Source organism: Flavobacterium tistrianum (assembly GCF_003254545.1).
Lineage (GTDB): Bacteria > Bacteroidota > Bacteroidia > Flavobacteriales > Flavobacteriaceae > Flavobacterium > Flavobacterium tistrianum.
Window position 1 is genome coordinate 287,225 of the sequence record NZ_QJRH01000073.1, and the last position, 11,729, is coordinate 298,953.

General features: G+C 33.2%; 11 protein-coding genes. 6 read left to right on the forward strand and 5 right to left on the reverse strand.

The features are described from left to right. The first annotated feature begins 6 nt into the window (after positions 1 to 6). From DMB71_RS20305 to DMB71_RS20315, 3 genes are all read left to right on the forward strand, one after another. Positions 7 to 624, forward strand: coding sequence for a hypothetical protein (locus tag DMB71_RS20305; protein ID WP_111369357.1), 618 nt, complete (start codon positions 7 to 9; stop codon positions 622 to 624). A 191-nt stretch (positions 625 to 815) separates the two neighbouring features. Next, positions 816 to 1,634 (forward strand): peptidoglycan-binding protein, encoded by an 819-nt coding sequence (locus tag DMB71_RS20310; RefSeq protein ID WP_111369359.1) that lies wholly within the window; start codon positions 816 to 818, stop codon positions 1,632 to 1,634. Positions 1,635 to 1,637: 3 nt separating this feature from the next. Continuing rightward, positions 1,638 to 2,942, forward strand: coding sequence for an ATP-binding protein (locus DMB71_RS20315; RefSeq protein WP_111369361.1), 1,305 nt, complete (start codon positions 1,638 to 1,640; stop codon positions 2,940 to 2,942). Between the two features lie 11 nt (positions 2,943 to 2,953). Here the strand turns inward: DMB71_RS20315 and DMB71_RS20320 are convergent, their stop codons facing one another. Next, positions 2,954 to 3,673 carry a hypothetical protein gene (locus DMB71_RS20320; protein ID WP_111369363.1) on the reverse strand — a complete coding sequence of 240 codons (720 nt, stop codon included), beginning with the start codon at positions 3,671 to 3,673 and terminating at the stop codon, positions 2,954 to 2,956. Positions 3,674 to 3,896: 223 nt separating this feature from the next. On the opposite strand from DMB71_RS20320, the gene DMB71_RS20325 reads away from it, so the two are divergent. Both DMB71_RS20325 and DMB71_RS20330 read left to right on the forward strand, forming a co-directional pair. Continuing rightward, positions 3,897 to 4,559: a delta endotoxin C-terminal domain-containing protein gene (locus tag DMB71_RS20325; protein WP_111369747.1), complete on the forward strand. Its 663-nt coding sequence runs from the start codon at positions 3,897 to 3,899 to the stop codon at positions 4,557 to 4,559. A gap of 121 nt (positions 4,560 to 4,680) precedes the next feature. After that, positions 4,681 to 5,367: a cytidylyltransferase domain-containing protein gene (locus DMB71_RS20330; protein WP_111369365.1), complete on the forward strand. Its 687-nt coding sequence runs from the start codon at positions 4,681 to 4,683 to the stop codon at positions 5,365 to 5,367. A gap of 92 nt (positions 5,368 to 5,459) precedes the next feature. Here DMB71_RS20330 and DMB71_RS20335 read toward each other — a convergent pair whose 3' ends face one another. The 3 genes from DMB71_RS20335 to DMB71_RS20345 form a co-directional block, all read right to left on the reverse strand. Beyond that, positions 5,460 to 6,074 (reverse strand): YdeI/OmpD-associated family protein, encoded by a 615-nt coding sequence (locus DMB71_RS20335; protein WP_111369367.1) that lies wholly within the window; start codon positions 6,072 to 6,074, stop codon positions 5,460 to 5,462. Between the two features lie 125 nt (positions 6,075 to 6,199). Further along, positions 6,200 to 6,877, reverse strand: a complete 678-nt coding sequence (locus tag DMB71_RS20340) for a hypothetical protein (RefSeq protein WP_111369369.1) — start codon at positions 6,875 to 6,877, stop codon at positions 6,200 to 6,202. 56 nt (positions 6,878 to 6,933) lie between these two features. Next, positions 6,934 to 8,361 carry an amino acid permease gene (locus DMB71_RS20345; protein ID WP_111369371.1) on the reverse strand — a complete coding sequence of 476 codons (1,428 nt, stop codon included), beginning with the start codon at positions 8,359 to 8,361 and terminating at the stop codon, positions 6,934 to 6,936. Positions 8,362 to 8,622: 261 nt separating this feature from the next. Here DMB71_RS20345 and DMB71_RS20350 point away from each other — a divergent pair, with 261 nt between their 5' ends. Next, entirely contained in the window at positions 8,623 to 11,139 is a 2,517-nt protein-coding gene (locus tag DMB71_RS20350) for a cation-translocating P-type ATPase (protein ID WP_111369373.1), read from the forward strand. Between the two features lie 24 nt (positions 11,140 to 11,163). Here the strand turns inward: DMB71_RS20350 and DMB71_RS20355 are convergent, their stop codons facing one another. After that, positions 11,164 to 11,490, reverse strand: a complete 327-nt coding sequence (locus tag DMB71_RS20355; RefSeq protein ID WP_239453007.1) for a hypothetical protein — start codon at positions 11,488 to 11,490, stop codon at positions 11,164 to 11,166. Positions 11,491 to 11,729: the final 239 nt, after the last annotated feature.

Consider the following 11,729-nt stretch of genomic DNA (forward strand, 5'->3'; position numbering starts at 1 on the left):
AGACACATGGAAAATATTTTTGACAAAATAGATTTAACCTTTTTAAAAATTAGCCAAAACGAAAAAATAAATAAACAAAAACAGGATTTTAATTCTTCCGCAAATAATGACCTCCTTTTAGAAGGACAAAAAGCAGGATTAGACCCTAACACATTATCTTTTTTTAAAGAATCAAATGGGTATGAGATGAGTTGGGGAAAAGATTCTCAAAGCAATATTTCGGGAAAAATTAATATTTTAAAATTAGAATACATTTTAAAAGGTATAAAAAGTACTTATCCCAGCCTGTCAGATAACGATCCTCTTTATAATTTCCATCCTATTGATCAATTTACGGATGAAGCTCATTGCGGTATTTTTATAAACAGCATCGCTAATAATCGAATGTTCTTTCACAGAGATGGAGAATCTGAAACTATCGATTTAATGATTGATTTTAATTCTTACATGGAGTTAGCATTAGAAGCAAGAGGATTTTTTTATTGGCAAAAGTATATCATTGAAAAATTATATGATATCTCAAGTCCAGAAAGTGAAAGTTTTAAAAAACAAATGCCTGAAATATTTAGTGATTTTAAACTTGAAAGTTTTGATAATAAATATGAAAGCTTGAAACTTAAATAAAATATGAGCACTCTTAAAAAAAGTCTTCAGATAATACGAAAAGAATATGCTAAAGAAGAAAAAATGATATGATCTCTATTAGTAAAACATAAAGAAAACTTTTTATTATGGCTATTTTGACCACCAAAATAAAATAAAGACTGGAGAGGTTGTAGAGACAATAATTTTAAAACATTTAAAACACTAAAGTCATGCAAAAAACATTCTACCAAAAAGAGCTACTTATTAAAGCAACACAACAAAGAAACGGCGCAAATAACAACAAGAAAGACGTCGAAAAAATTCAATCTTGGCTTAATTTATTTGCTATGCAAAATCCTGGTTCGGGAACGGGAACGGGTATCGATGGCGATTTTGGTCCTGCGACAGAAAAGGCTGTATTGAATTATCAAAAATTCAATGGTTTGCCTCAAAATGGAAATGTAGATCAAAGCTTGTTTGATAAATTGGCGTCACCACTCAAAAAAGCTTTTGAAAGTCCAATATCTGGAAATAATCTGAGAGAATTAATTCTGAATACAGCTAAAAATCATCTTAAATATCAGCCCTTTGAACTTGTCATAAATAACCAAAGCAATACTGGCCCGTGGGTTCGAAGCTATATGGATGGACACGAAGGAACAGAATGGTTTTGGTGCATGGGATTTGTTCAGTCCATTATAGATCAGGCGGCTTCTATTCAAGGGAAAAACTTTAAGACATTAATGCCACTAACCTATAGCTGTGATACTGTAGGAACAACGGGGCTTCAGAAAAAAATATTAACGCGTTATCAAACTGCCAGAACCAATTCGGCTTTGATAAAACCCGGAGATATATTTCTTCTTCAAAAAACGCCAAACGACTGGATTCATACCGGAATTGTAACTGCTGTTCATGCCGACACCATCGAGACCATTGAAGGCAACACAAATTCTGGCGGTTCTCATAACGGAAACGCTGTGATGGACAAAATCAGAAATTATAAACAATCTAAACTTGATTTCTTCTCAATCGAATCATTAGTATAACAAATGGAAAATGTATTTACCTATATCAAAAACCAATTCGTATTTCAGCTCGACACTCTTTTTCAGGCCGAAAATCCAACGGAAAAACCTGTTTTGAATCAAACTGATGCGAATGGTTTTATTGATGAATTTATCATCGAGAATAGTCTCTCAGAAATTGATATTCTTATCTTAGGATTATCTTTGGTTCCACATTTGAAACCCGATTTTTTGACGTCCATTATAGCAGAATATTTGCCGAATGGCGGTGAACTTCCTGAATTTGGCGGAATCAAGACAAAAAATCATCGTGGCATTCTGCCAACAGGTGAAACGGCTCAGTTTCTTATTGCTGGGGATAATCTTGAGAACCGAATTTCATTCTATAATTACTTACATAATCAATCTTATCTTTATCAAAAAGGCATTGTCAAAATAGAATCTGTTCCGAATGGCGAACCTAAATTGAGTGGTCTGCTAGTTTTAGAAGACGAATACATCGAAAAATTCATAACCGGTAAAATCCTAAAACCACAATTGAGCAGTATTTTCCCTGCACAATTGATAGAAACGCAATTAGATTGGGATGATTTGGTTTTAAATTCCAATACTTTAAATCAGATAAAAGAAATAGAAACTTGGCTTAAATTCAACGATATTCTGCTTCACGAATGGAATATGAAAGCCAAAATAAAACCCGGTTTTAGAGTGATGTTTTACGGCGCGCCCGGAACAGGAAAAACGCTTACGGCTTCACTTTTAGGAAAATACACTCACAGAGATGTTTATAGAATTGATTTATCTATGGTGATTTCCAAATATATTGGCGAAACCGAAAAAAATCTTTCTTCTCTTTTTGACAAAGCAACCGACAAAGATTGGATTCTGTTTTTTGACGAAGCCGATGCCGTTTTCGGAAAAAGAACCAATGTTAGAGACGCACACGATAAATATGCCAATCAGGAAGTTTCGTATCTATTACAGCGAATCGAAAATCATCCGGGATTAGTGATTTTGGCTTCTAATTTTAAAACCAATATTGATAGCGCTTTTACCCGAAGATTTCAATCTATCATTGAGTTTGAAGTGCCTTCTTACAGCGAACGTTTGAAATTGTGGCAAAATAATCTGCCAAAAGGAATTAAAATTGCTGAAGATGTAAATCTTCAAGAACTTTCAAAAAAATACGATATTACGGGCGCTAATATTGTCAATATTATTCAATATGCTTGCTTGAGAACTTTAGAGGATAAAAACAAAAGCATTAACTTAAATCATCTCCTTCAAGGAATTAAAAAAGAATATGCAAAAGAGGGTAAAATGATGTAATTGAATAGGATTTAAAATAGTATAGAAAAACCTTTGGTGTATTTAAGAAACAAATCGACTGCAATCAAAATAATTATAACTAATATAAAAGCTATAAAATAGGCAATTCTTTGCGCTTTTTTGTCAAACTCAAAAGTTTTGGGATTAATAAAATTAGAAGTATAAACTGTTGGAGAAATTTTCAAATGTGGGCAGAATAAAGTAACGCCCTGCAGAAAATGACCAGTTAGCTGATATTTATTTTTCGGTACATAAGACAATCCATTTTCAGCTGTAGAAAAATGAATGGGAACTTTTAAACCGTTTTTAAAACCAAAAATATACCCAGGAGAATATTTTGTTCCGACTTTCCAATCAATATCATTTACATAACTTTCTCCACTCCTCTCCATTTCCTTGTACAAAACACTTTTAACTGTTCCATCAGATTGTTGATGATGCAAACCATTATGATCTACAGAAATCAAAACAACTTTTTTTTCCTTCTGCCGCTGGTAATTTTTGTAAAGAGCCCAAACGCCCCAAAGCAGTAAAGGAAAATATATAAGGTCGAAAATCAATTCTCCGTTAGACAAAGGACTATTATACTCCAACTGGAGGCTCAAAGGAATTCCAACAAATAAAGCAAGCATTGCGATGCATAAAAGTCCAAACAGTATATAAATTGTTACAGTAGCTGCTGTATTGCGTTCAGAAGATATTTTTGGAAAGTTTTCTTTGTTGTAAATCATTAAGCTTTTAATACTAAAAAATAATTATGTAAGATTTTACCTTTTTGTCAAATTAAAACAGAATAAATCAAAAAATAAAATTAAAGTACATTTTTTTAACATTGCAAGAATTTAAAAGGAAAGAAGTATGATTTGTCTTCTATTTGTCATTTTTCCAATTACTTCTATTTATTTTTTATATAGAAAAAATGTTATTTTTATATTAAATCCAAGTAGAAATGCTATGAAAAAAATATTACTATTGCCTTGTATTTACTTGTTTCTATCTGCTGACTCTTATACTTCTTTTTTCAGTGACAAGTCTATCAAAGAATCTAGCGCCTATAAAGTGCAGGAAATCCCAGGAAAAATAGAATGCGAGTTCTATGATCTCGGCGGACAAGGAATAGCTTACTTCGATCAGGACAGCATCAATAACGGAAGCGGAAAACTTAATCCTGTAAATGGAAATCCTCTGAATGAATTCAGAATTAATGAAGGCGTTGATATTTCATATACCAAACCAGATAACATTGATGTTACTCCTTATAGCAAGGTTCCTGTAAAACTAGAACAGCTTTATGTAGGTTGGACGCAGCCTACTGAATGGATCAACTATACTGTCCAAGTAAAAAAGACTGGGAAATATAAAATAGGACTTCTCTACACTGCCAATGGAGATGGTGCAATTTCTTTTGATGTCAATGGGAAAGATGCTACCGGAAAGATGAAAATAAATTCTACGCATGACGATAAAGATCCTGTAGCTTGGAGACAATGGCATCATTGGAACAGTTCTGATAATATTGGAAGCATAACCCTTGAAAAAGGAAAACAGCTTCTCACACTTCATATTGTAGAAAACGGAAACATGAATTTAGATTATATCACTTTTACACCTTATTAATATTTTTTCAGAACCTTTTTTTTTTTTCAAATCAAGTATTTCTACCTAAACCCGATTTGTTCCATCTTCCTATATTAGTTTCATAAAATAATCGTCATTATTAATTCTCTTATAAAACATTATGAGTAACTTCTATCTAACTGCACTATTACCAATACAAAAAGAATATCCTCCGCATGTTTTGCCTAATAGAAATTTTCTTCCATTTAATGGAATACCTATGTACCAATATATGATTGAAAAATTACTGAAATTTACTCAATTTGAAAGTATTGTAATTAACACCGACTCAGATGAAGTTAAAGAGTATTGCAAATGGAATGGCAGATTAAGAATAATTGACAGACCAAAATCATTAATTGGCGAGGACATAAAATCAGATCTGATAACGGCTTATACGCTTGAGAAAATTTCGGGCGAACATTTTATCGAGTTTCAGAGTTTTAATCCTTTAGTAACAAATTATACCTTAGATAGTTTCATCAAACAATATATGGATCAAATCGTGGCTGGAGAATACTTTGATTCAGTTTTTAGTATACAGCGTTACGAATTGAGAAATTATGATCTCGAAAAAAGGGAAATGAATGATGAATTTCAATTTTCAATAATCGAAAATGGAATTCTTCATGGTTTTACCCGTACTTCTTTTCGCAAACAAGGCAAAAAAATTGGAAAAATGGCTTCAGCATTCGAAGTAAAAGAAATAGAAAATACGCTTTTGGACTCAGATGCTAATTATGAATTAGCCAAGCTGGTTTTTGCCAATCAGGATAAATTTCCTGCTGTTTTTCATAGCGGTGTTTAGTGAGAGCACCGCTATGAAACTGCTATCTATCAAAACCAGTCGGTTCTTTTTTTATGCGTGTAATAATTTTAAACTAAATACTATTTTTCCAATTATTTCTTAGATTGCCAAAATCTATCTTTTCCTTCTGCAATCCATTCTAGAGATTGTGTAATTCTTTTATTTCTAGTTTCATCTGTCTTTGCATCTGCAATCCAAATAATATAATTTTTACGGAATGATGGCGATTTACTTTCAAAAATTTCAGTCGCTTTAACATCCTTTTTTAATGCATCTATAAATTCTTTAGGAGCTACAACTTCTGCTGTAGATTTTTCTTTCACTTGTTTTGGTTTAGCCGTGCCATTCTCATTAAAAACCATTGCTTCTTTGATGTATGCAGTTAATTTTTCTTTGCTTGGCAATTCAGATAAATCCTTGATTTTATCCATATAACCAAATTTTTTACCCGCTTTTACACTTGCCTGAATCTCCTCATCTTTCATCAATTCAGCTTTATACAAACTAAAAGAACAATGCTGTTTAAAACCGCCCATCATAACTAAATGATCGCCTTTATAAGAATAATGCGGCGTTCCCCATTTAATATTTTCTTCTGCTTCTGGACAGGCACTAAAAATTACTTCTCGCAAATGGTTTAAAATAGGTTTTGCAAAATCAGCCATTTTTGCAATGTAAGCTGTAACGTCTTTGTTATAATTTTCCATTGATTGAATTATTTAATCTGTTATAAAATTTTCAAACTATCTCAATACTAATACACTTACGCAACTTTTCAGTTAAACACTTCGGATTTAAAAAAATCACTCCCTACTTATAGTCTTTTCTTTTTCTAAGGAATAACTATTTTTCGTTTAATCTTACGTTCAATTTCGGGTAATACTTTATCATTTAAAAGATTATTAATGCTTTCATCAAAATTTGGAAAATTTGGAGGGCTAAGTATATTTTTCTTTTTTACATTGCTAATATTCCCAACATTAAAATCTGAAACTACTTCGTTCGTTTCTAGATTTATTAAATCGTTATTCAAAAATATATTTGTTCTTTTATCTCCATTAAAGACCCCTGCTTTTTCAAATTCTATTCCAAAATACCCATCAACAATAAACAAATAGTCTAAATTGTATTTGACTTTTGTTTTTTTTAAATCATCATTTACGTATTCTCGTTTTGTCCAAACGAAAATTGGATCTTTTGCCTTACTAATTGTATCTTTTATTTGAATAATTTCAACATTTAATAAAGCTAAATTTTTTAAATAAGCATCAATTATTCTTTCAGTCGGGTTTCCTTTTCCTGTTTCTAAAAATTTATAAGCACCAGAAAACATATCCTTTTTTTCTACATTTGAAATTTCAATAGTATTGGACATTACTTGTCTTGTAATTCTGTAAGGTCCATTTATATTAAAAATTACACCCAGTTTTTTCTTTTCAGGATTTTGAGAATAGCTAAAATTAAAAAATAGTGTTATACATAAAATTAGAAATGTTCTTTTTTGTTTCATTTTTTATTCAATTAATGTCGAATCTTTGTTTCTGTGTACAATAGTTTAGGAAAGATCTATTTATTTTTCGTTTTATAAACTTTATAAAATATAAAAAGAATACCTAGCCAGATAGGAATTAATTCCACAGATAACTTCATATCCGTCATCCACATGATGGATAAAATACCCAATAAAAACACAAAACAGATGTAATTGCTTATTGGATAAAATATTGAAGCAAACTTAGTTTTTACATTTTCCCTGTCTTTTGCTCGTCTAAATTGAAGGTGCGTGTACGAAATCATAACCCAGTTGATAACCAAACAAGAAACTACCAAAGACATTAAAATACCAAAAGCCTCTTCTGGCATTACTTTATTTATTAAAATACAAATCGCCGCAAAACATGAAGAAATTAAAATGGCATTAACTGGCACTGAGTGTTTGTTCAGTTTCTTTAAAAACTTAGGAGCACTGCCTTGATCAGCTAGGCCAAATAACATACGTGAGTTACTGTAAACGCTACTATTATACACCGATAAAGCGGCCGTTAATACAATAAGATTAAGCACATTAGCAATAAGGCGTGTAAAGTATATTTTGTTGCCAAACAGTTCAAACTCCATTCCGTTTAGATTCTGAAAAACCATTACAAACGGACTGCTATCTGTAGTAATTTGTCTCCAAGGTGACAAAGCAAATAAAATTACCAATGCACCAACATAAAATATCAAGATTCTATAAATAACCTGATTGGTTGCTTTTGGAATGTTTTTTTCAGGGTTTTCTGCCTCAGCTGCAGTAATTCCGATTAGTTCTAAACCGCCAAAAGAAAACATAATTAAAGCCATTGCAGATAATAAACCTTGAAAACTGCCATTTGAAGTTCTTTCAAAAAAGCCTTTTGGAAAAAAACCTCCATCGTTATATAAATTATGAATCGTAGCGTGCTCTCCTCCTGTTCCACTTACTAGCAAATAAGCACCAAAAAGAATCATAGCAATAATTGCCACAACTTTTATGATAGAAAACCAAAATTCAGTCTCTCCATACACCTTTACAGAAGCAAAATTTAAAGCATTAATAACCAAGAAGAAAAATAAACTGGATGCCCAAAGCGGAATTTCGGGCCACCAAAACTGCACATAAACCCCAATGGCTGTAAGTTCAGCCATGCTAACTAAAATGTATAAAATCCAATAATTCCAACCTGATGCAAAACCTGCAAAAGAACCGCAATATTTATAGGCAAAATAGCTAAAGCTCCCTGAAACAGGCTCTTCGACAACCATTTCACCAAGCTGTCTCATAATAAAAAAGGCGATAATTCCAGCAATAGCATATCCTAAGATAACAGATGGACCTGCTAATACTGCCGCTGGACCAATACCCAAGAAAAGACCCGTTCCTATTGATCCGCCAAGGGCAATTAATTGAATATGGCGGTTAGTTAGTCCGCGTTTAAGCTGATTGTCTCCTGCGGCTTCATGATTTTTTTCCACAAATTCGGTTTTTAAAGGATTTAAATGTTTTTCAGAAATCTATAATCAGCGAAGATAGTTTAAAAAAGGAATCGTACAAAGCCATACTCAAAATTGTATGTATAGTTATCAATTGTCAAGAAACTCCAAAGCTTCAAAATAATAGTAAGAAATATCGGGAGTTTCATTATATTTATAGTATATTTTTTATTCCCATCAAGAATTAAACATCTAAATTTTAATCCCTTAAAAATTCACGTATCCGATTAACCAAAAGTATCTATGGCTTACAATATACCTGAACATCTCAAAGGACTTAACGATAGCGAAGTAACCATTTCAAGAAAAAAATATGGTTATAACCAAATAGACAATGCCGATAAAAATACATGGCTGGAGCTTCTTATAAATATACTCAAAGAGCCAATGCTTGTGCTGCTGTTTGCAATTTCAATTATTTATCTGGTTATAGGAGATTATGGTGAAGCTCTTTTTATGTTTCTTGCTATTGCCGCGGTTGCCGCTATTTCGTTATATCAGGACAATCGGAGCCGAAAAGCTTTGGAAGCATTAGAAAAACTTAATGAACCATTAAGCAAGGTTATCCGCAACGCAAAAATTATTGAGATTCCTACCCACGAAATTACCGTTGGCGATCTTTGTATTGTTGAAGAAGGAAAGATGATTAATGCTGATGGCGAAATTATGCATAGCAATGATTTTTCTGTTAATGAATCCTCTCTTACTGGTGAAAGCCTCTCTGTTTTTAAAAGCAGCGAAAGCGACGACAATAAAGTTTACAGCGGAACTCTAGCCGTTTCAGGACTAGCCGTAATCAAAGTCGAAAAAATCGGAAAAGAAACCCGTCTGGGTAAAATTGGCGTTTCTATTTCAGAAATAAAAGAAGAAACATCGCCTTTACAACTTCAGATAGGACGATTTGTCAAAGGAATGGCTATTGTGGGAATCATTGTCTTTGCAATGGTCTGCATCATTAGCTATTATCATACACGCAGTCTTCTGGACAGTCTGCTTAATGGACTCACGTTGGCAATGTCTGTTCTACCCGAAGAAATTCCCGTTGCATTTTCAACCTTCATGGCACTGGGCGCTTGGAAGCTCATGCGTGAAGGCATTATTGTAAAACGAAGCAGCATAGTCGAAACATTGGGCAGCACAACAGTTATCTGCACCGATAAAACGGGGACCATAACTGAAAACACGATGCAGCTCAAACATATCTACAATTTTGCTTCGGATAAAATTTTCGATGAAAACGATTTTAACAATCCCGATCTCTCGACAATTATTGACTATGCCATGTGGAGCAGCGAACCTGTACCGTTTGATCCTATGGAAAAAACCTTGCACCGTTTGTATGAAAAGTCTAAAAAAGACGACCGTCGCAAAGATTTTCAAATGATACATGAATATCCACTTGAAGGCAAACCCCCAATGATGACGCATCTTTTTGAAAATACAGAAAAAGAACGCATTATAGCTGCAAAAGGTGCACCCGAAGCAATTTTGAATGTTTCGGCACTGAGCGAAAATGAAAAAAATAAAGTACGTGATATCATTAAAAGTCTCGGAAGTCAAGGATTTCGAATTCTAGGCGTGGCCAAGTCAGTTTTTGAAGGCAGTGATTTTCCAGAAAAACAGCAGGATTTCAAGTTTGATTTTCTTGGATTGGTAGTTTTCTATGATCCTCCAAAAAAAGGTATTCAAGAAGTTTTTAACCATATTTATGATGCGGGAATCAAAGTAAAGGTAATTACCGGAGACAATGTCGATACAACCAGAAGCATAGCTTTGCAGGCAGGAATAAAAGAGACTTCTCAAGCGATTGAAGGCAAAGATATTATGGAATTTTCAGAAGAACAGCTTCTACAAGCCGCAGAAGAAAAAGTACTTTTTACAAGAATGTTTCCTGATGCCAAACTCGCTGTCGTAAATGCGCTGAAAAAGCAAGGTGAAGTTGTTGCCATGCTTGGAGATGGCGTAAACGATTCGCCTGCCCTGAAAGCAGCTCATATAGGTGTCGCAATGGGCAGTAAAGGAACTGAAATTGCCAAAGCCGCCGCTGCGTTGGTAATCACCAATGATGATCTGGACAAACTAATTGTGGGAATTGCTTCGGGCAGAAGAATTTATGCCAATATCAAAAAAGCGGTTCAGTATATCATTTCCATTCATATCCCGATTATTCTAACGGTTTCACTTCCGCTGCTTTTAGGATGGGTATTTCCACAGATATTTACTCCTGTGCACGTTATCTTTTTAGAACTGGTCATGGGTCCCACTTGCTCTATTGTATATGAAAATGAGCCTATGGAACGCAATACAATGCAAAATAAACCGAGAAAAATGACCGATACTTTTCTTAATTGGAAAGAACTTTCTATCAGCATTATTCAAGGAGTATTGATAACAGCAGGCGTTCTTTTTATTTATCAGCATACAGTTCAAAATGGCGGCAATGAAGAAAAAACTAGAGCAATGGTTTTTAGTACCTTAATTTTCGCAAATATTTTATTGAGCCTTACAAACCGTTCTTTTCATTATAGCCTTTTTGAAAGCTTTAAAAATAGAAACATTCTTTTTCCTATCGTCAGCTTTTCAACGCTCATCATGTTGTCTGCCATTTTGTATATTAATCCTTTCTCTGATTTTTTCCATCTCACTGGACTTACTATAAAAGAATTAGGTTTAGCTGCTGGTATTGCTTCCATATCTGTATTATGGTTTGAAGGGTATAAACTCGTTAAAAGATTAAAATCTGAAAACACTAAAGTTTAAGAGATTCTCTTAAACTTTAGTGTTTTATTCTGTTACAGGATCAATCAGATTTCTTTTCTTGATTTTCTCGACTCCCCTTTCTCTTATTAATTCTGTTGCATCGAGCATTTTTATTACATGAATATAAGGTGTCGTTAAATCAGGGTCAGAATCTGCGGAATGTGGAGACAATGAAAGCTCTAAGATTTGATATAGAAATGATTCAAATTCTTCTAGTGTTTTTTCTGCGAATGCTTTTTGAAATACTATAAACGGATTCTCGTATTCTTCTTTTGTTAATGAAGAAAGATGAAAAACGGTTTCAGATCGCAAAGATTCTTTTATTATCCATTTTTTGCTTTTCTCTTTCAAGCAGGAACACACTTTTATGTAATACTTGCTCTAAAACATGGTTACGTGAAACAGGTAGTTATGGAGAAGGTTGGATTTAAAACAGAAAAAAAAATTGCGCAAAGTCGGAGACATTTGCGCAGCATTTCAGTTGAACTTTTATGAATTGCGAAAATAATTCTATTCAAAAAAAAAACAGTGAAATCAACTTCACTGGTTTTCTAATCATTTTATATAAATCATCATCTATTTCAAGATGA